This window comes from Haladaptatus sp. QDMS2, assembly GCF_029338295.1.
In the GTDB taxonomy this organism is placed as follows: domain Archaea; phylum Halobacteriota; class Halobacteria; order Halobacteriales; family Halococcaceae; genus QDMS2.
Genome location: NZ_CP119791.1, coordinates 359,048 through 376,963, shown reverse-complemented (window position 1 = coordinate 376,963; position 17,916 = coordinate 359,048). Strand labels below are relative to the sequence as shown.

At 62.6% G+C, this 17,916-nt stretch carries 19 protein-coding genes and 1 tRNA gene; 12 read left to right on the top strand and 8 right to left on the bottom strand.

The features are described from left to right. The first annotated feature begins 41 nt into the window (after window positions 1-41). On the top strand, window positions 42-956 hold the full coding sequence (locus tag P1M51_RS01890) for a sodium:calcium antiporter (RefSeq protein WP_276246496.1): 915 nt from the start codon (window positions 42-44) through the stop codon (window positions 954-956). Between the two features lie 43 nt (window positions 957-999). Beyond that, window positions 1,000-2,238, top strand: coding sequence for a DNA double-strand break repair nuclease NurA (locus P1M51_RS01885; RefSeq protein ID WP_276246495.1), 1,239 nt, complete (start codon window positions 1,000-1,002; stop codon window positions 2,236-2,238). On the opposite strand, the gene P1M51_RS01880 is transcribed toward P1M51_RS01885, so the two are convergent. Continuing rightward, on the bottom strand, window positions 2,232-2,573 hold the full coding sequence (locus tag P1M51_RS01880) for a hypothetical protein (RefSeq protein WP_276246494.1): 342 nt from the start codon (window positions 2,571-2,573) through the stop codon (window positions 2,232-2,234). The genes P1M51_RS01885 and P1M51_RS01880 overlap by 7 nt on opposite strands. Before the next feature lie 79 nt (window positions 2,574-2,652). Between P1M51_RS01880 and P1M51_RS01875 the strand changes: the two genes are divergently transcribed. Both P1M51_RS01875 and P1M51_RS01870 read left to right on the top strand, forming a co-directional pair. After that, complete coding sequence (locus P1M51_RS01875; RefSeq protein ID WP_276246493.1) at window positions 2,653-4,443, top strand: ATP-binding protein; 1,791 nt, start codon at window positions 2,653-2,655, stop codon at window positions 4,441-4,443. A 43-nt stretch (window positions 4,444-4,486) separates the two neighbouring features. After that, window positions 4,487-4,915: a universal stress protein gene (locus P1M51_RS01870; RefSeq protein ID WP_276246492.1), complete on the top strand. Its 429-nt coding sequence runs from the start codon at window positions 4,487-4,489 to the stop codon at window positions 4,913-4,915. A 9-nt stretch (window positions 4,916-4,924) separates the two neighbouring features. Here P1M51_RS01870 and P1M51_RS01865 read toward each other — a convergent pair whose 3' ends face one another. The 3 genes from P1M51_RS01865 to P1M51_RS01855 form a co-directional block, all read right to left on the bottom strand. Beyond that, on the bottom strand, window positions 4,925-5,389 hold the full coding sequence (locus tag P1M51_RS01865; protein WP_276246491.1) for an ester cyclase: 465 nt from the start codon (window positions 5,387-5,389) through the stop codon (window positions 4,925-4,927). A gap of 126 nt (window positions 5,390-5,515) precedes the next feature. Further along, a complete protein-coding gene (locus P1M51_RS01860) occupies window positions 5,516-5,950 on the bottom strand; it encodes a hypothetical protein (RefSeq protein WP_276246490.1) in 435 nt (144 codons plus the stop codon). A gap of 199 nt (window positions 5,951-6,149) precedes the next feature. Then, a complete protein-coding gene (locus tag P1M51_RS01855; RefSeq protein ID WP_276246489.1) occupies window positions 6,150-7,235 on the bottom strand; it encodes a KaiC domain-containing protein in 1,086 nt (361 codons plus the stop codon). A gap of 111 nt (window positions 7,236-7,346) precedes the next feature. On the opposite strand from P1M51_RS01855, the gene P1M51_RS01850 reads away from it, so the two are divergent. After that, complete coding sequence (locus P1M51_RS01850; protein WP_276246488.1) at window positions 7,347-8,171, top strand: NAD(+)/NADH kinase; 825 nt, start codon at window positions 7,347-7,349, stop codon at window positions 8,169-8,171. A 50-nt stretch (window positions 8,172-8,221) separates the two neighbouring features. Continuing rightward, on the top strand, window positions 8,222-9,160 hold the full coding sequence (gene mptA / locus P1M51_RS01845; RefSeq protein ID WP_276246487.1) for a GTP cyclohydrolase MptA: 939 nt from the start codon (window positions 8,222-8,224) through the stop codon (window positions 9,158-9,160). Here the strand turns inward: mptA and P1M51_RS01840 are convergent. Both P1M51_RS01840 and P1M51_RS01835 read right to left on the bottom strand, forming a co-directional pair. Beyond that, window positions 9,157-9,960: a TrmB family transcriptional regulator gene (locus P1M51_RS01840; RefSeq protein WP_276246486.1), complete on the bottom strand. Its 804-nt coding sequence runs from the start codon at window positions 9,958-9,960 to the stop codon at window positions 9,157-9,159. The genes mptA and P1M51_RS01840 overlap by 4 nt on opposite strands. A 59-nt stretch (window positions 9,961-10,019) precedes the next feature. After that, on the bottom strand, window positions 10,020-11,636 hold the full coding sequence (locus P1M51_RS01835; protein WP_276246485.1) for a DUF255 domain-containing protein: 1,617 nt from the start codon (window positions 11,634-11,636) through the stop codon (window positions 10,020-10,022). Window positions 11,637-11,712: 76 nt separating this feature from the next. Here P1M51_RS01835 and P1M51_RS01830 point away from each other — a divergent pair, with 76 nt between their 5' ends. From P1M51_RS01830 to P1M51_RS01805, 6 genes are all read left to right on the top strand, one after another. After that, window positions 11,713-12,237, top strand: a complete 525-nt coding sequence (locus P1M51_RS01830; protein WP_276246484.1) for an FxsA family protein — start codon at window positions 11,713-11,715, stop codon at window positions 12,235-12,237. Window positions 12,238-12,295: 58 nt separating this feature from the next. Next, window positions 12,296-12,369 (top strand) — tRNA-Ile (locus P1M51_RS01825). 378 nt (window positions 12,370-12,747) lie between these two features. Further along, entirely contained in the window at window positions 12,748-13,065 is a 318-nt protein-coding gene (locus P1M51_RS01820; protein ID WP_276246483.1) for a cupin domain-containing protein, read from the top strand. 46 nt (window positions 13,066-13,111) lie between these two features. Then, the gene (locus P1M51_RS01815) at window positions 13,112-13,312 is read left to right on the top strand and encodes a hypothetical protein (protein WP_276246482.1); all 201 of its coding nucleotides are present in this window, start codon (window positions 13,112-13,114) and stop codon (window positions 13,310-13,312) included. Between the two features lie 42 nt (window positions 13,313-13,354). Further along, entirely contained in the window at window positions 13,355-13,792 is a 438-nt protein-coding gene (locus P1M51_RS01810) for a universal stress protein (RefSeq protein ID WP_276246481.1), read from the top strand. Further along, window positions 13,789-14,238, top strand: coding sequence for a pyridoxamine 5'-phosphate oxidase family protein (locus P1M51_RS01805; RefSeq protein ID WP_276246480.1), 450 nt, complete (start codon window positions 13,789-13,791; stop codon window positions 14,236-14,238). Before P1M51_RS01810 ends, P1M51_RS01805 begins: the two co-directional genes overlap by 4 nt. A 24-nt stretch (window positions 14,239-14,262) precedes the next feature. On the opposite strand, the gene P1M51_RS01800 is transcribed toward P1M51_RS01805, so the two are convergent. After that, window positions 14,263-15,951, bottom strand: a complete 1,689-nt coding sequence (locus tag P1M51_RS01800) for an asparagine synthase-related protein (protein WP_276246479.1) — start codon at window positions 15,949-15,951, stop codon at window positions 14,263-14,265. A gap of 27 nt (window positions 15,952-15,978) precedes the next feature. Next, the gene (gene glmS, locus P1M51_RS01795) at window positions 15,979-17,796 is read right to left on the bottom strand and encodes a glutamine--fructose-6-phosphate transaminase (isomerizing) (RefSeq protein WP_276246478.1); all 1,818 of its coding nucleotides are present in this window, start codon (window positions 17,794-17,796) and stop codon (window positions 15,979-15,981) included. Between the last annotated feature and the right edge of the window lie 120 nt (window positions 17,797-17,916).

Sequence of the window (17,916 nt, the reverse complement as noted above, 5' to 3'; positions counted from 1 at the left end):
GCGTCTCCTGACGTACACGTCTCCATGGTGGGGCGCCAGCGATGCTAATCGAGATTCTCCTCTTTCTCGCCGGCCTCGCGATGCTCGTCTACGGGGCGTCGCGGGCGGTGGCCGAAGCCAGCAATCTCGCGCTCTACTATGGTGTTTCGCCGTTTTTCATCGGCGTGACGGTCATCTCCATTGGCACGTCCGTCCCCGAGATGGTCACCTCCATCGTGGGGGCGCGACTCGGGGCGGGCGACATCGTCGTCGGCAACATCGTCGGATCGGAGATCGCCCAGATAACCCTCGCCATCGGCATCGTCGCGCTGATTGCGCCCATCGTGGCCACCCGCCGAGAGGTGCTCGTCTACGGCGGCGGAATGGTTCTCGCGATGGTCATCATGATACTCGCCGTCGACGACGGACAACTCACCTTCTCTGAGGGCGTGTTGATGATGCTCGCGTACGTCGAGTTCATCTACATCCTCTACTCGAACGTCGGCGGGGCGGAGATTGCAGAGGAGACGGTCGAACGGCAGACCCCGCGCCAGACCGTGCCCTGGATTCTCGCCGGTCTCGTCCTCGTGGTTGTCGGCGGACAGGTCATGGTCACGAACGCCGTCGAACTGGCGCGACTGGTCGGCATCTCCGAGTACCTCATTGGCCTGCTCACAGGGCTCGGAACGACGGTCCCGGAGATTACGGTCGCCGGAATCGCCGCCTACCGCGGTGACGGAGGGATTTCGGTCGGGGCTCTGCTGGGAAGTAACATCACCGACCCAGTGTTCTCCCTCGGTGTCGGCGCGCTCGTGGCCACCGTCCGCGTGGACACGGTGGGGATTTCGACGTCGCTCACCTACATGCTCGTCGTCTCGATACTCGTCCTCGCGCTCATGTACTGGCGGCGCGGCCTCGGGCGGCGAGAGGCCATCGTCTGCCTGCTCCTCTACCCGGCGAGCCTCCTGCTCTCGTGACGAATACCCGGTGTTTTTCGTCCGGGGTGCAGATGAAGCGGATATGACCCTCGACCCGGTTCACTTCGACGGCATCGCCGACCTGGCCCGCCGGATCGAGCAGGACGTGGACGCGAGCGACCACCGGGCGTTCGCAGAAACCGTCTGGAACGAGTTCTTAGACCCCCTCTGGGACGGCACCACGAAAGTCTTGGAACCGCTCGACGAGGTGGCCAGAAAGCGCATCGACGTCGCCCAGGTCGCCCTCTGTGACGACGAGTTCGAGTCCTGCCACGGCATCGACTCGGGAACCATCAACCCGACGACGTTCAAAAACGGCCTCGTCATCGACGTCGCCCAGGCGGCGATGAGTGCGGTTCCCTCGGACTTAGACCTCCACCGCGCCCGGACGATGGTCGCCACGGTCCACACGAACGACGCCGCGGGACGGTTCGACGAGGAGTGGTCGATGTTCGACGAGGGGTACAGTCGCGCCCGCCTGTTCCAAGTTCCTCGGGTCAATCGCTACGAGGGAGCGGTCGTTCACGCACTCGCCCTCTACCTCGCAGAGAGCAAACACGCCCTGACGCAATCTGACGTCGTCTCTGACTTGCTCGTCTTAGACGGCCCCATCTACCCGAAAGGCCTGCTGAACTGGGAGAACCGCGACCCCGAACTCAGAGACCTCCTCATCGAGGACAAACGACCCCGCGACGTGGTCGCGAACTACGTCGAACTCGTCGAACGGTTCGCAAATCGCGAGGTTCCCCTCATCGGGTTCGTGAAAAACTCCTCGACGAAGGCCATCACCAACGCCGTCCGGGGGAAGGCAGAGGCTCCGTGGGTCAACGACGCCGCGTTCTTCTCGAAAGTGCTCGAACGCCGCGAGGACGGCGAGCGGCTCACCGACTGCCTCACGTTCACCAACTGGTTCGTCTCGCGGGGTGGGTCCGACGGGATGTTTTCGGCGTCGGGCGACGCACTCAACATCGAGCGAAACCTCGACCCCGAGCAGTACGAGGTGACGTTCTTCATCGTCTACGACCCGAGACAGGACCTCGTCTACAAGGTCGAAGCACCGTACGCGTTCACTCGCGACGAAGACTTGCGCGAGCGCCTCACGATGCACGTGCTCTGCGAGGTCGCGCGAAATCGCGGCCCGCCGAAGGTCATCGACAAGGCAGACGAACTCGCCCGCATCAACCGTCAGGAAAAGGAGTCGCTGAAACAGAAACTCGAACGAACCTTCGACGCGGACCGCGAGCGTACCTACGACGACGTGCGCTGGGGTCTCGACTACTGATCTTCGGGTCTGACTTTCGAAATCTCGATTTCGACATCTCCAGAGGAGAGCCCAACGCGGGCGAACTGGGTGCGGAGGTGTTCGCGGGCGGCGAGAATCGCCTCCTCGCGGGTCTCGAACCCGTGGGGCGTCGGGGCTTCGAAGGCGACGCGGCGCTCCTCGTCGTTGATTTTCTGCACTTGTCCGCCGCTTTCGACTTCGTAGAAGGAGTCACAGACCCAGACGTAGGGCGCGCCGTCGTCCGGCGCCCCACGATATTTTGGCGGACGCTCACCGCGCTCGTACAGCGTCCCGGTCAGCGTCGTGCCGCCAGCGTGCCCGCGAATGAGAAGCATAGAACATGCTAGGTTCTCTAGACGTAAAAGGGAGGCGCGGTGGGAAACGGGTTTGTGGGACCGGTTCGATGTACGGACCATGACTGACCTCGGCGATTTCAACGACTTCGACCCCGACGACGGGGACGTCGACGCCACATCGGCCACAGAGCGCGACTTCGAAGCCGTTTCCGTAGACGGCGTGGGTCCCGACCGGGGAATCGGGACGCTCGCGGTGTCCGCTGGCCTCTCCATTGGCGAAGAACGCGACGAGACGTGTCTGAGGGCCTACGTGACGGCGGCAAATCGCTCTGACGTGCGCATCGGGAAGTACCTCCTCGTCTCGTATCCGGACGGCGAACGCCTCTTCTGTCGAATTACGACGCTCGAATACGCCCAGGAGTACCACACAGACGACGCGACGGAGATTCACGCCCGCCGCGCGATGCGCTCTTCTGGCATCGACGAACACGACTACAAGTTCATGGCGACGCTCGAACCCATCGCCATCCTCTACGAGGACGACGGCGAATTGAAACGCCGGATGGCAGACCGCGTGCCGAAACCCGAGACTGTCGTCGGCGAGGCAACCGACCAGACAGAAATCAAGACCGGCCTCAAAATCCCCGAAGAAGGCGTCTTCCTCGGCCACCTCTCGGTCGGCGGCGAGAAGGTACGTACCAGCGCCCAGCCCCCGACCATCGACTACCGGGTCAAAGACGACTACGAGGCGGGCGACCCGCTCGTGTTCCGCCACACGCTCATCGCCGGAGGGACCGGGTCCGGGAAGACCCACAGCGCGAAGAACGTGTTGCGCCAGTATCTGAGCGAGGAGCGTACCTACCCCGTCGAGGCGGGGAGTTCACAGGAGCGTCGCATGGCCGTCGTCCAGTTCGACCCACAGGACGAGTACGCCCAGATGCACGACGACAACCCAAAACTGACGCAGGAGTTCGCCCGGCGATGTGAGCGCGAGAACGTCGCCCACGGCGGCCACGACGACACCATCGCATTCGTCCCGAAAGTCGAGGGGTCCACCTACGCCGCAGACCACCACCGCGCAGAGCAAGTCGAATTCACCATCCCGTTCTCGCTCGTCCGGCGCAACCGCTGGCTGGTGGCCGGCGGCAGCCTCAACGACAACCAGTACAACGCACTCGACTTCCTGCTCGACCGCTACTTCCGCACGGCGGGCGAGCACACGTATCGTGGCTTTCTCGACTTTCTCGACGACACGGCGCTCCGCGAGCAGTTAGACGAGAGCGGGCGGGTCCACGAGGCCACGTTCGACGCGGTCCACCGACGGGTGCGTTCTCCCGCCTTCGACAGCGTGTTCGACCAGGACGCAGAACCGATTACGGAGCAGATTCACCGCCTCGTCCGCCCCGGCGGCCTGACGGTGGTCCCGACCTATCACGTCAACAACAGTCGGGCGACGGAGGTCGTCGTCCTCGCGGTGGCCAGTCTACTCATCGACCAGAAGCTCTCGAACGACGCTCAGTACGACCGCATCAAGGAGACGCCGCTCGTCGTCGGGATGGACGAGGCCCACAACTTCCTCGCCGACGCGGAGAGCGCCCAGGCCCGGAAGGTCATCGGCAAGTTCACCGAGGCGGCAAAACAGGGGCGCAAAGAGCGCCTCGGCCTCTTCCTCATCACGCAGGACCCACAGGACATCGCCGAACCCGTGTTCAAGCAAGTGAACACGAAGATCGTGCTGAACCTGGGTGACGAGGACGCCATCAAGAGCGTGAACATCCCCGCGAATCTGGAGAAGAAGGTGCCGTACATGGAGAAAGGGCAGATGGTCGTCTACTCGCCGGACAACTCTGAACCAGTCGAACTCATCGGCCTCTCGACCTGTCTCACGCGTCACGGTCGCGGGGCCTGATTTCTGAGGAGTGTTTTTGAGGTGTGGTACCGTATCAGCCACTATGGGAAAGCGTCTGCTGGTTCCGATGGATGGCTCTGAACAAGCCGCCCACGCGCTCCGCTTTGGGTTGAAGGAGTTTCCGAGTTCGGACATCACGGTCCTCTACGTCATCAACCCAATCGACACCGGGTTCAGTCCACAGGCGTCGCTGCCGGGCTACGCAGAGGAGTGGTACAAACGCGCCGAAGGCATCGCAGAAGACATCTTCCTCGAAGCCGACGACGTGGCCGCAGAGTACGACCGCGGCGTAGATACGGAGACGGTCGTGGGACGGCCCGCACACGAAATCGTCGATTTCGCTGTGGACAACGAGTTCGACCAAATCGTGATGGGAAGTCACGGTCGTACCGGCGTGTCGCGGATTCTGCTCGGGAGCGTTGCTGAATCTGTCGTCAGGCGGTCGCCACTTCCGGTAACCATCGTTCGCTAAAAAAGGTGGTCAGCTTCCGACCGAAGAGAGGTCGTCGGGCAGGACGCCCAGTTGTTGTGCGTAGTTGAGGCTGTCGTCGATGACCCAGAACTCGGCGAGTTTGCCGTCCTTGATACGGTGGAACGCGACGCCCGACGAGCGATAGTGCTTGCCGGTCGGTTCCATCCCCATCAGTTCGCCGCGCGTGAGTTTGTCTTTGAACGTGCCTTCTTCCATGAAGCGCACGACGACCGTGTCGTCTTCGGCGACGAGTTCTTTCGTTTCGACCTTGAAGTCCGGGAAGGCCGTCCGCCACGCTTCGACGTGTTTCTGGAACTCCTGTGGGCCGTGCGCCACCGTGTTTCCGTCGTCGTCGAGGACGCGGATATCGTCGTGGCAGAGGTCCGAAAGTGCGTCGAAGTCGCCCTTGTTCCAGCATTCGTCGAGCGTGCGCTCTACGAGTTCCTTGTTCTGTGCCGCTGTTGAAACTGCCATGTTTTCCCTCGTTCGTCTCTCGGCGACGAATCCCCTGCCGGAGACGTACCACTAGATTCGACGGCCAAGACGATATTCGTAATTCAGGCCGGAAAGAGCGTCTCGGGGGCTGTCTCGATTGGGTAGTCAGTCCACAGTTGAGTCGCGGCGCATACGCAATCGGTCTCGGCCTATTCGTTCCAGTCTCGCAAGGAGGAAACACACGAGCAGTGGGAGTGGCCAGAGTGTGATGTAGAAGTAGAGTGGTTGCGGAGCAGTTGCCCAGACTGCGCCGTCTAACCCACGCAGGTAGTACCACTGGCTGAGGACCGCCCAACCCAGAAGTACACCTACTCCTATGGCCGGCGAGTAGAGTCGCATTTCGAGGATTGAGTATGTAACCACCCCTCCCACGAGCGTGAGACCGATAAAAGCCCATGGGAAGAAGAGGTCGAACACAGGCGTGTAGATGCCGAGTGCCGACCGCCCCCAGAGGACCACCACAGCGTGGGCGAGACCCGCGACGACGGCTATCTGCATCGGTTTTCGAGTAGCCACGCTCGTGAGGCGACCGCGCTTCATACCACACGTTGCTCGCGCATTGCTATAAAAAGTCTCGCGCTGCTCCGGATTCCTTTCCAACGGTTGTGTTCAGTTGCGGTGCGGTTGCGGTAGCCCGCAAGTAGGGCACCCGAGAGCGACGGTGTCGCTCTCGGCCTTTTTCATGCAAGTTTTTGCAAACGGGGGTCGCGTAGCGACCCCTCGCAGCAAAAAGATGCGTTCAGAAGATATTCGCCTGCTGATACACACTAATGCCACTCCCCGTAATCTCATACGGTTTGGTCTCGCGGGAGTGGTTCGCGTTGCGTATCTTCTGGATTTCGACGGCGAGGCGGGTTTCTCGGAAGTCGGAGGGGCGGACGTACTGGAGGATGAACACGGCGTCGGTGAGGTACTCGACGATGCCGTGGCGGGAGGCGTAGGGGTTGTCGTCGCTGGCCTCGCTCGTGAGCATGGTGGTGATGCCGGCCTGCTTGAGCGCCCGCGTGAAGTTGAAAATCTCCGTGCGGCGCTTTGCCTGCTGGTCGTACATCATCTCGAGGAGGGAGACGGAGTCGAGGACGAATCGTGAGGCACCGAACTCAGAGATGAGTTTCGGGAGTTCAGAGCGGATGTTGTCGAGGCTGTTTGCCATCTCGACGGGGTCTAAATCGACGACGGCGAGGCTGCCCTCCTCGATGTAGGTGTCGAAGTCGTAGCCCTTCTCGACGGCGGTGTTGATGACCTGCCTCCGACTCTCCTCTAACGTGATGTAGATGGCTTTCTCACCGTTTTCGAGGCCGTGGTGGAGAAACTGGAGGCCGAAGGTGGTCTTCCCCGTCCCGGCACTCCCGATGGTGACCATCAGCGAACTCTCGGGAACGCCTCCCTGAATCATGTCGTCCAACCCGAGGATGCCGATGTCGATGCGCGGGATGTTCGACTCGAAGGCCTCGTCCTCGAAGTCAGTCCCGCCGAAGCCGCCGGAACCGTCGGGACCGGGCGCGCTGGCGAACGCGCTCGCGAAGTCGTCATCGAACAGGTCACTTCCCATGCCAAAGTCCTCCCCCTCGTCGAAGCCGAAGTCGTCGAAGCCGGCTGGCTCCTCGTCGCCAAAGCCGAAGCCGGATGCCGAATCGTCGGGTTCACCGTCGCTGCCGAAACCGGTGGGACTACTGCTCGAAAAGACCGATTCCGCGTCGTCGTCCTCGGCTGATGAATCTTCGTCGGCGGTGACTCCTTTGTCTGCTGATTCTTTCTCGTCGTCTGTGAGGCCGCGTTCGAACCAGTCGTCTGCCGCGTCAGTCGGCTGTTCGTCGTCGCTCACGAACTTCGCCTCCGGACTGGCCGCGTTGACATATCAGAACCTTGCGCCCATGCCTGATTAATGTTGCCCGAACGTGGGCAGGTTTTTACACCGCCAGACGAATCGCCACATATGAGAGTCGGTATCGTCGGACAGCGAGGCAATCCGCGGGCGGCGTCGCTCACCGACGAGATTCGCGAGAGCCTCCTCGACATCGGCGTAACGGTCTGGGTGGACCACGAGATGGCCGCCGCCCTCGACATCGAGGGTCACGACATCCCCGCGATGCGCGACTGTGACCTCGTCGTGAGCATCGGCGGCGACGGGACGTTCCTGTTCGCCGCCCGAGGTGCAGAAGACACGCCGGTCGTGGGCGTGAATCTCGGCGAGGTGGGCTTTCTGAACGCGGTGTCGCCCGAGGAAGCAGTCGATGCCGTGTTGAACGAGGTCGAACCGTTCCGCGAAACCGGCGAGATTCGAACGCGATCGATTCCGCGACTCCAGGCGCGAGGAGACGGCTGGGAACTGCCACCCGCGCTCAACGAAGTCGTCGTGCAGGGCGAACAGCGCGGCCACGGACAAGGACTCGACGTGGAGGTCAGAATCGACGGGTCGCTGTACACCGGCGGGCACGCGGACGGCGTGCTCGTCTCAACGCCGACCGGTTCGACCGCCTACAACCTGAGCGAGGGCGGCCCACTCGTCCACCCGTCAGTGTCGGGGCTGGTCGTGACAGAGATGTGCGCGACAGAGCCGATGCCCCCGCTCGTGACGGACCTCGCGAGCGAAATCGACATCCGCGTCGACGGCGCGGATACGGCGGTGGTTATCAGCGACGGACGGACGAAAGAATACGTCACGCCACCGGCAACAATCAGCGTGACCGTCGCGGACACGCCGATGCACGTGGCCGGCCCGCCGCTCGATTTCTTCAAAGCGCTCGGAAAACTCGACTAATGTGTCGCCTTCCGTAACCCATAATCACGCGCAGGTTCTCTAGGCGTCCAATGGCCCATCAACTGCCTGACGTGCAGGCAACCAGTCCTGACGTCACCGTCGGGCTGAACCGCGTCGGTGTCACTGGCGTCGAAAAACTCGTCAAACTCGCCCGTCCTAACAAGCGCCCGATCGTACTGATGGCGGATTTCTCAGTTTTCGTCGACCTTCCCAGTTGGCGAAAGGGTGCAGACATGTCGAGAAACATGGAGGTCATCGACGAGGTGTTAGAACAGGCGGTGAGCGAACCGGCCTATCGCGTCGAAGACGTCTGTGGCGACGCCGCAGAGCGCCTCCTCCAGAAACACGAGTACACGACCCGTGCTGAAGTTCATATGGAGGCGGAACTCGTCATCCGTGACCACACGCCGGCGAGCAACTTAGAAACCCAGAGCGTCATCGACATCATCGCCTCTGCAGAAGCCACCGAGGAGGAAACCTTCGAGGAGATCGGCGCACACGTCGTCGGCATGACGGTGTGTCCGTGCTCGCAGGGGATGTCAGAATCGAGAGCGCGAGAGACGCTGCGACAACTCGCCGTCGACGACGATACCATCGAAGCGTTCCTCTCTGAAGTCCCCCAGCCGGGCCACTCACAGCGCGGCCACGCTACCCTGACGGTCAAGTGTCGTGACGCGCCGAAGGTAGACCTGATGGACATCGTGGAAATCGCTCGCGATTCGATGAGTGCCCGCATCTACAACCTCGCAAAACGCCCGGACGAAGACCACATGACCTACGAGGCCCACGCCGATGCGAAGTTCGTAGAGGACTGCGTCCGCGCGATGGCGGAGGGTGTCGTAAAACAGTTCGACCAACTCCCCGACGGAACGGTGGTCACGATGAAGCAGTCGAACGACGAATCCATCCACCAGCACAACGCCCATGCAGAACGCGTCGCTGAGATGGGGACGCTGCGGGCAGAAATCAACGGGAACGGCGAATTCTAAAACGAGAGGTTTTCTGCTTGCTTCCACCGTGGGGCGAACTCTTCTGTGATACCCGTCGCGAACTCCCGGTCTTTCAGGTCTATCATCGCGAAAATTTCTTCCTGGTCTAAGGGGTGGGGAACCTCGATGACGACTTCCGTGCCGTCGATGATGTTGAACGTCCCGCTCACGTCGGCGCTCGTCCGGACTTCGAAATCAGGGTGCGCAGAGAGGGACGCCGCGTAGTGCTCGCCGACCGATTCGGGCAGCAGGTCCACGAGTTCTGGGCGCATCAGCACCTTCACCGTCGCGCCGCGGTCGAGGGCTTTCTGCAATTGTTCGACGACGAGCGTGCCGACTTCGCCGATGTCGAACTGCTGGCTGAGCGTGGAGGCGACGATGATAATCGACTCGTCTGCGGCCGCGAGTCGTTCGAGCAGCAGGTCGAGGGTCTTTTCGGGGCCGACAGCGGCCGTCCAGAAGGTCTGTTCGACCGGTTCTGCGGCGTCGAGTTCGCCGACGAGGTCGTCGACGATGCCCTCGTACTGGTCTTTTTTCTGTTCGAGTTCGCGTTTCTTGTCCTCCAGCAGGCGGTCGAGGGCGGTCGAGGGTTCGACGGCGACGTACTTCTTCGGCCGGCTCGCGCTCTGTGAGCGCACGAGATTGTACGTCTCGATGCTGTTGAGAATATCGTAGATGCGACCCATCGGCACGTCACTCGCCCGGGAGAGTTCCTTCGCGGTGGTTGGGCCGGTCTGCAACAGCGCCCGGTACGCCCGCGCTTCGTACTCAGACAGCCCCAGATCTCTAAGACTCGCCATATACACACCGATTTATCGGGAGGGATTATAAACGAAGGGGCAGTTTACTCCGGTTCGTTTTATTCATCCGTGGCGACGGCAGCCAGCAACTCGTCCGGGGTTTCGACCGTCGTGGACGTTCCGTCGAGTGTGACGGTTGCGGTTCCCGATTCGACGTCCGCGTTCGGAATGACCACCTTTTCGTGGTCGGGTAACTGGAGGGCGGCACGGTGGAGCGGCGACCCGACCGCGCCAACATCGACGGTGAGCGGTTGGTCGGTGAGGCGTGCGGCAGTCGTCGCGTAGCCCGCGACCTGCACGCTCATGCGGTCTGCGGCCCCGGCGAACGCTTCGACCGCCTCCCGGGCGACGGTTCTGTACGACTCATCGCCGGTGAGAATCGCGAGGTCGAGCAGAGCGTCTGCGAACTCCGCGTTCGCGTCGAGCGGGCGCAGTGGCGCGGAGAGCAGGCCGAGACCGTCTGTGGGACCGTCGAGGAAGGAGGTCCCATCGCGGCGGTGTTCGATAGTGTAGTCGGCGACGGCGCGGGCGAGGTCCTCGTACTCGCCGAGCACCTGCATCGCGGTCGTGAGCGCGTCGAGCACCCGAGCCTGGTCTGCGAGCAGGCCGACTTCGCTCGTGTCGTCGTCGAAGTGCGTGACAGCGCCGTCCTCGTCGACGAGTGACTCGGTGAGGAAGTCGAGGGCGCGCTCTGCGAAGGCCTTTGCCTGTTCGTTGCCCGTCGCCGCGTAGAGCGTGAGCAGGGCGTCGATTGCGAGGGCGTTCCAATCTGCGAACGCCGTCTCGTCCACCTGTGGCTGTTTGTCGGCGGTTCGCTCCTCGATGGGGAGAGTGTAGTACTCGTCGCTCGGGCGCTGGCTGCCGGCGAAGGCGTCGCCATTCCAGAGCGTGGTCACGAGATACTCAGCCGATTTTTCGGCCGTCTCCTTGTACTCCTCGTGACCCGTGTATCGGTAGGCCGTCGCGAAGGTGCGCACGAGCGCGGCGTTCACGTCGAGGACCTTCTCGCGGTGGGGGTCGCTCCAGTTTGCGTTCTCCGCGAACCGGAAGAAGCCGCCGTCGAAGTCGTCGTAGAGGTGGGCCTGAATCGCGTCGAGCGTCCGGATGGCCTGTTGTTGCTCGCGCTTGAGCGCGAATTCGATGGTGCGGGCCAGTGGGAACTTCGGGCTCTCGCCCCAGCCGCCGTGTTCTTCGTCGAATTCGCCCGCGAGCTGGGCGAACAGTTCACCCTCGACGTTCGGCGAGAGCGGCGCGTGAGGCGTGTCCGCGCCCTGGAGCGCACGCGGAACGCGCCCGGCTGAATTGCCCTTCCCGTCCCACGTCCGGCGCACGCTGTCGAGCACTTGTCGCATCCCGTCCTGGTCGAGAAAGCCCGCCCCCGAGATGAGCTTCCCCTCCGGAGTGAGGAACACGGTCGAAGGGAAGCCACCCATGTTGTACCGGTCGCGGATGCGCGGCTGGCGGTCAACGTCAACGCGCATCGGCACGAAGCCGTCGTTCAGGTGGGCGGCGATGCGGGGTTCTGCGTACGTCGCGGCGTCCATCTCGTGACACCAGTCACACCACGTGGCCGAGAGCGCGAGCAAGAGGGGTTTTTTCGCGTCGTCGGCCTCGGCGAAGGCGTCCGGGCCCCACTCGCGCCACTCGACCAGCGTCTCGACTGCAGGGTCGTCCATGCGCGGGGCTTGGGAAGGGTCGGGGAAATGGGTTCCCATCCGCAAGTATTTCACGCTGCCACCGTTAGGGCGAACCATGTTGCTGCGGATTGCAGCCGTCTTGCTGCTGATTCCCGTGCTCGACGCGATGCTCCTCGTCCTGCTGGCCGGACGCATCGGAGGCGTCGCAACCGTCGCACTGGTCGTGCTCACCGCCCTCATCGGAATGCTCCTCGTGCGAGCAGAGGGTCGCCACACCCTGCGGAAGATCTCCCGCAAACTGGAGAGCGGAACGCCACCGACCGACGAACTGCTGGACGGCGGCCTCCTGCTCGTGGCGGGCGCGCTGTTGCTCACGCCGGGCATCGTAACCGACCTCGTGGGCTTCATCTTCATCATCCCCCTCACGCGCATCCCGATTCGGATGGCCGTCAAACGCTGGTTCGTGACGCCGTACCTCGACAAGCGCGTCAACGGCTTCGTCACCGGGAACGTCTACACCGGCGGGTTCCCGAACCAGGACGACGACTACGACGACGATACCGTCGATGTGGACGGGTTCTCAGTGGAAAGCGAAGCCGACGACGAGCGCCGCGGCACGGGTAGTCACGACTCCCCATAGGGCTGGAGAAAAGAAACGCTTAAACACAACACCGCGCAACGATAAAATGCGCCAACCTGGGCCAATAGCTCAGTCAGGTTGAGCGCTCGGCTGATAACCGGGAGGTCCGCGGTTCAAATCCGCGTTGGCCCACTACGGGCGACATTCGTCGCCATGGTGGTTGGGCCTGAAACTCCCCAGCCACCTAACTTTCGGAACACTACACGCCTGAGCCGCCGCTCTATGCTCCCCGAAAACCGACCCGCACAGCTACCGCCTCGCGAAGAACACGGCGATGCCCGCCAGTAACAACCCGATTCCCCACCACAGCGAGTCGCCCGGTAGCACCAGAAGCAGAAGTGTAACGAGACCAGAGCTGATGAGTGACCACCCGAGCGTCGTTTGATACGACATACAGTCTAGTCGTTCTTCGAACAGATGTAGTCACGGCCTTTCTGTGCAAGCCGTCATTGCAAGGCGGGCTGCGAGCCGTTTTATCGCCTCATCACTCGTAGTTCTCGATGAGCCGAAATGATAGTCAAAGCCGAAGACGCGAGGGCGGAATCGTTCCGGGGGACCACCTTCGAGGTACTCGCAATCGGCGAGAATTCGATGGTCACGAAGATGCACTTCAAGCAGGGGAAAGACGTGCCCCGTCACAGCCACGACAGCGAGCAGAGCGGGTACGTCGTCTCGGGGCGGTATCGCCTCCAGTTTGGTGAGTACGACGAGCTTCTCGAAGCCGGGGACAGTTACTCGATTCCCGGTGGCGTCGAGCATTCGTACGAAATCCTCGAATCCGGGGTCGTCATCGACGTGTTCGCTCCACCTCGAGAGGACTACCTATAACCTACCGACCACAACCTACGAATACCGACCCCGCGTAGGCACACCTATGGCCTCAGGAACCTTCGGGTGGGCGGTCTGGGCGCTGTTTCTCGTCCTCTCCGTGCTGCTTCTCTGGGAGGACGCACTGGTGTGGCTTCGAGAGGGGACGGTACCGGGAATCGAATTCTTCCTCGTCGGACTCGTGAGTCTCGGCCTGCTGTTCGTCTTGCTGCGCGAGATGCCGCTGCCGGTCAAGCGCCGACCGTGACCCCGCGGTGACGGCTATCTTGTTGCGGGGCGTACAGGTGGTATGGCCATCGAGACGATTCTGGTCCCGACTGACGGCACACCCCTTGCTGTGGAGGCCCTGCGCCACGCGCTGGTGGAGTATCCGAACGCGGCAATCACCGCGCTCCATGTAATCGATTTCAGAGCGAGTGAGAGCTATCCCGGCGGGTGGGGTGAAGCCCCCGGGACGTGGGAAGCGTGGATGGAAGAGGCACGTGCGGCCGAGACGGCTCTCCTCGAGCAAGCAGACGAAATTGCCGCCGAGTACGACCGCGAAATCGAACACGATTCGGTCGTCGGGCCGACGAGTCGCACCATTCTCGACTACCTCGACACGCACGGGTTCGATTTGGTCGTCATGGGAAGCCACGGACGCGAGGGCGTCTCGCGAATCCTGCTCGGAAGCGTCGCCGAATCGGTCACGCGGCGGTCTCCGACCCCGGTGGTGGTCGTCCGGTGACGACGTTCGCCGGAGCGTGGACCGAAGCGGAAGTCGAATCGTATCTCGCAGAAACCACAGTTCCCCTTCGCCTCGCCTGCACCACGCCGCGTGGCGACCTCTGGATGCTCTCGCTGTGGTTCAGCTACGAGGACGGCGAACTGCTGTGTGCGACCGGCCGCGACGCGGAGGTCGTCCGGTACCTCGAAGCCGCACCCGAGGTCGCCTTCGAAATATCGACGAACGAACCGCCGTATCACGGCGTGCGAGGTCGGGGCGTAGCGACGCTCACAGAAGATGCCGACAAATCCCTCTTGAAGCGCCTCATCGAGCGCTATCTCGGTGGGACGGACTCCTCACTCGCGAAGCGACTGCTCGCAGACGACCGTGAAGAGGTGCGTATCGCGATTGCGTCGGACAAGGTCTACTCGTGGGACTACAGCGAACGCATGGCTGACGCGGTGTGAGACACGGGTACGCAGGCCGCAAAATCAGACGCGGGGTGGGCTGATGACCTCTTCGGGGGTCAGCTGAGATTCACTGGTCGAGAGGCGCATCCACCGACTGACGTCGTTGATGCGGAGTTTCATCCGCACTGGCAGCGAGTGGACCGACTTGTAGCCGGGGAACAGTTTCTGGTCTAAGTTGTACTGGTTGTACACGTCGTTGCGGTCGGGCCACGGGTTGCCAGCGGCTTCGAGGCCGGGGACGACGCGGCGGATGAACGTCTCGACTTCGTTCAGCTGCGAGGAGTCGTGCGGGCGGTCCGGCGGCCGGTGTTTCAGCATCTCGTCGTCGAGTTTTCGCAGCGCCTTCAGGTACGTCTGCTCGTTTCGATGCTCGGGCGGCGTCTTCAAGTGCCACTCGATGAGTTCCTTGTCCGCGGCGATGAACGCGTCCAGATAGTTCGACGCGAGGTGCGTGTGGAACGCCTGCGTCGGCATGGCGCGGACCGTGAACAGTTCGATGGCGTCGTAGACGGACTCACAGCGGTCGGTGAAGCGCCCGAACTCAGAGCGAATCTGCTCGCGGATGAACGTCGAGGCGTCGTCTGCGGCCACCGACGCGCCCGAAAGGTCCAGATTCTGGTTGTTGCTGAACATCCCGAGGGTGGTCGCGAGGTGTTCGATTGGCTGTGGGTCGGGGTCGAGGCGCTCGCGTGGGACGGTCTTGCCGAGAATTTCGATGCCGTCGCGGGGCAGGAAGTGCCCGCGCAGGAGGGTGTCGAACAGCAAGCCGTGGAACACGGTATCAACCTGCATCTCGTCGTCGTAACCGCCGTGGTGGATGTGTAGCGACTCTTTGACGCCGTTCGTGTGCTTGATAATCTCGTCGCCGGTGTTCAGGTACTTGTCGTTGGTTTCGAGGACCTTGTGTCCGACGCCGTACTGGTCTGCGAGGCGCTTTGCCACCTCGACTTCGGGCGTCCCGGAGGTGCCGATGGTGAACGTCTCGTCGATTTCCGGCAGTTGGGAGAGGATACACCGGGAGTCGTAGCCCGCGCTGAGCAGGAGGCCCTTGCGACCCGGCAGGTGCGAGCGCCGACGGATGGCCCGTCTGAGCCTGCGGGCGAGTTCCTCCACGTAGTCGAACTCCTCGGGTTCGTAGACGAACCGCCGGAGGGTTTCGGTTCCCGTCTCGGTGAGGTAGCCGTCGAAGGGAACCCGACGGAGCTGGTCGAACACCGTCCGCCCGTCGAGGACGAATCCGAGGTGCAGGAACTCGTAGAGCGATTTCTGGGTGACCTCTGGGGTCTGAATCGGTCGCGCTACCTGCGAGGCGTCCGTCCCGAACACGCGGAGACCGGGCGAATCCGTGTAGAACACCTCCCACGAGCGGATGGTGTCGACGGCGACCTTTGCCTCGCCGTCGTGTTCGATGAGGACGACCGACGAGCCGTTTATCTCGTCGAACGCCTCGTCTCCGTCCGTGGCGTACCGTTCTAACAGCCACTCTGCCGGCGGCTTCGAAATCGGGTGTGGCGGGAACACTTCACCCCAGATGACGCAGACACCGTCGTCGCCGCTGTAGATGGACGTTCGGCCATCCAGTCCGAGGCCGATGTCCCTGACGCCGACTGTGACGACCTCGCCGCTTACGACGCGGTCGAATTCGTACTCAGAGCGGTACCGCGTGAAGTCTTCTCGGTCGCCGAACACGCCGAATAGTTCTTTTTTCATTGTAATCCCTCCTGAGAGACCTGTGGGTTATTCGACCGTGACGCTCTTTGCGAGGTTGCGCGGCTTGTCGATGGAGCGATCTAACATCGCCGCCATGTGGTACGACAGCAACTGCAAGTGAACGTTAGAGAGCAGCGCCGACAGTTTCGGGTGGGTGTCGGGAACGGCGAGGTGGGCGTCTGCGACTGCGACGTCCTCACCCGGCTGTTTGCCGATGGTGATGACCGGCGCGCCTCGGGCGGCAGCCTCCTCTGCGTTCTGAATCGTCTTCTCGTCCTTGTTGCCCGTGAGGATGGCGAACACGGGCGACTTGTCGGTCACGAGCGCGAGCGGGCCGTGCTTGAGTTCGCCCGCTGCGAAGCCCTCTGCGTGCTCGTAGGTGATTTCCTTGAACTTGAGCGCGCCTTCGAGGGCCGTCGGGTGGCCGAGGCCACGGCCGATGAAGAAGAACGACTCGTCGCCAACATATTCCTCGATGAGGTGGGCTGCGCGCGTCGTCTCCAGCACCTGGTCGATGTGGCGCGGAAGCGCGTCGATGTCCTTGAGCAGCTCTTTGCGGTCGTCGGTCGGCTGGGCGTTCGGAACGTCGTCTAGGACGCGCTCTGCGAGCAGCGTGAGCGTCACGGCCTGCGAGGAGAACGTCTTGGTCGCGGCGACGCCGATTTCCGGGCCGGCGCGGATGAACAGCGCGTCGTCCGCCTCGCGGGCCGCAGACGAACCGACGACGTTCGTCACGGCGAGGGTGCGAGCGCCACACTCCTTTGCGAGGCGCAGCGCGCTCATCGTGTCCGCCGTCTCACCGCTCTGCGTGACGGCGATGACTAGCGAATCCTCGGTGAGGAGTTCCGACTGGCCGTTGTACTCGCTCGCGAGGAACGGCTGGGCGTGGACGCCGCCCTCCGAAAGCTGGTGGGCACCGTACATCGCGGCGTGGTAGGAGGTCCCGCAGGCGACGAACTGGACGTGGTCGACGTCTTCGAAGGTACCTGGTGGGAAGTCCTCTAAGGTGACCTGCTCGTTGTCTACGTCCACGCGACCCTTGATGGTCTTCGCGAGGGCCTCTGGCTGCGTGAAGATCTCCTTTTGCATGTAGTGGTCGTAGCCGTCCTTCTCTGCGTCCTCTGCGTCCCATTCGACCTCTTCGATTTCGCGGTCGACGGGGTTGCCAGCGAGGTCAGTGACGGAAACGCCGTCTTCGTCGACGATGACGACGTCGCCCTCCTCAACGAACATTACCTGGTCCGTAAAGTCGAGGAACGCCGGGACGTCTGACGCGATGTAGTATTCGCCGTCGCTGATACCGACGACGAGCGGCGACCCCTGACGGGCGGTGTAAATCTTCTTCTCGCCCTCGGGGAGCATCGCGATGGCGTAGCTGCCTTCGAGGTCGGCGACGGTCTGGCGGAACGCCTCGTCGGTGGTGAGGCCGTCTGCCTTGTACTCCTCGATGAGGTGCGGGATGACCTCGGTGTCCGTCTCGCTCGTGAACTCGTGGCCTTTCGCTTTGAGCTCCTTTCGCAGGGTCTCGTAGTTCTCGATGATGCCGTTGTGAACGACGGCGATGTCGCCCGTGCAGTCCTCGTGAGGGTGGGCGTTGCTCTGGGTTGGTTCGCCGTGGGTCGACCAGCGCGTGTGGCCGATACCGGCGTTCCCGTTCGGTGCGTTGTTGCCGATGAGGTTCTTGAGTTCGGAGATTTCACCGGCTTCCTTGCGGATTTTGATGCCGGTACCGTTCTGGATCGCGATACCGGCGGAGTCGTAGCCGCGGTACTCCAGGTTCTCGAGGCCGGTCAGAATCTCGTCGAATGCATCGTCTCGGCCGATGCGGGCAATGATACCGCACATTATCCGGCCCTCCCACCGTGAGCAAGGTCAATTGGCTGTACCGATTGCGCTGTCGTCGAGAGCCACGTGGAGGCGTGCTGCGAGGCGGCAACCGCAGTCGTGGCGGTGGTTGGCTTTCGG

What these genes read in the sequence shown, in the direction of transcription:
- P1M51_RS01890 (WP_276246496.1), top strand. Translation starts at nt 42, where the DNA reads ATGCTAATCGAGATTCTCCTCTTTCTCGCCGGCCTCGCGATGCTCGTC.
- P1M51_RS01885 (WP_276246495.1), top strand. Translation starts at nt 1,000, where the DNA reads ATGACCCTCGACCCGGTTCACTTCGACGGCATCGCCGACCTGGCCCGC.
- P1M51_RS01880 (WP_276246494.1), bottom strand. Translation starts at nt 2,573, where the DNA reads ATGCTTCTCATTCGCGGGCACGCTGGCGGCACGACGCTGACCGGGACG.
- P1M51_RS01875 (WP_276246493.1), top strand. Translation starts at nt 2,653, where the DNA reads ATGACTGACCTCGGCGATTTCAACGACTTCGACCCCGACGACGGGGAC.
- P1M51_RS01870 (WP_276246492.1), top strand. Translation starts at nt 4,487, where the DNA reads ATGGGAAAGCGTCTGCTGGTTCCGATGGATGGCTCTGAACAAGCCGCC.
- P1M51_RS01865 (WP_276246491.1), bottom strand. Translation starts at nt 5,389, where the DNA reads ATGGCAGTTTCAACAGCGGCACAGAACAAGGAACTCGTAGAGCGCACG.
- P1M51_RS01860 (WP_276246490.1), bottom strand. Translation starts at nt 5,950, where the DNA reads ATGAAGCGCGGTCGCCTCACGAGCGTGGCTACTCGAAAACCGATGCAG.
- P1M51_RS01850 (WP_276246488.1), top strand. Translation starts at nt 7,347, where the DNA reads ATGAGAGTCGGTATCGTCGGACAGCGAGGCAATCCGCGGGCGGCGTCG.
- mptA (WP_276246487.1), top strand. Translation starts at nt 8,222, where the DNA reads ATGGCCCATCAACTGCCTGACGTGCAGGCAACCAGTCCTGACGTCACC.
- P1M51_RS01840 (WP_276246486.1), bottom strand. Translation starts at nt 9,960, where the DNA reads ATGGCGAGTCTTAGAGATCTGGGGCTGTCTGAGTACGAAGCGCGGGCG.
- P1M51_RS01835 (WP_276246485.1), bottom strand. Translation starts at nt 11,636, where the DNA reads ATGGACGACCCTGCAGTCGAGACGCTGGTCGAGTGGCGCGAGTGGGGC.
- P1M51_RS01830 (WP_276246484.1), top strand. Translation starts at nt 11,713, where the DNA reads ATGTTGCTGCGGATTGCAGCCGTCTTGCTGCTGATTCCCGTGCTCGAC.
- P1M51_RS01820 (WP_276246483.1), top strand. Translation starts at nt 12,748, where the DNA reads ATGATAGTCAAAGCCGAAGACGCGAGGGCGGAATCGTTCCGGGGGACC.
- P1M51_RS01815 (WP_276246482.1), top strand. Translation starts at nt 13,112, where the DNA reads ATGGCCTCAGGAACCTTCGGGTGGGCGGTCTGGGCGCTGTTTCTCGTC.
- P1M51_RS01810 (WP_276246481.1), top strand. Translation starts at nt 13,355, where the DNA reads ATGGCCATCGAGACGATTCTGGTCCCGACTGACGGCACACCCCTTGCT.
- P1M51_RS01800 (WP_276246479.1), bottom strand. Translation starts at nt 15,951, where the DNA reads ATGAAAAAAGAACTATTCGGCGTGTTCGGCGACCGAGAAGACTTCACG.
- glmS (WP_276246478.1), bottom strand. Translation starts at nt 17,796, where the DNA reads ATGTGCGGTATCATTGCCCGCATCGGCCGAGACGATGCATTCGACGAG.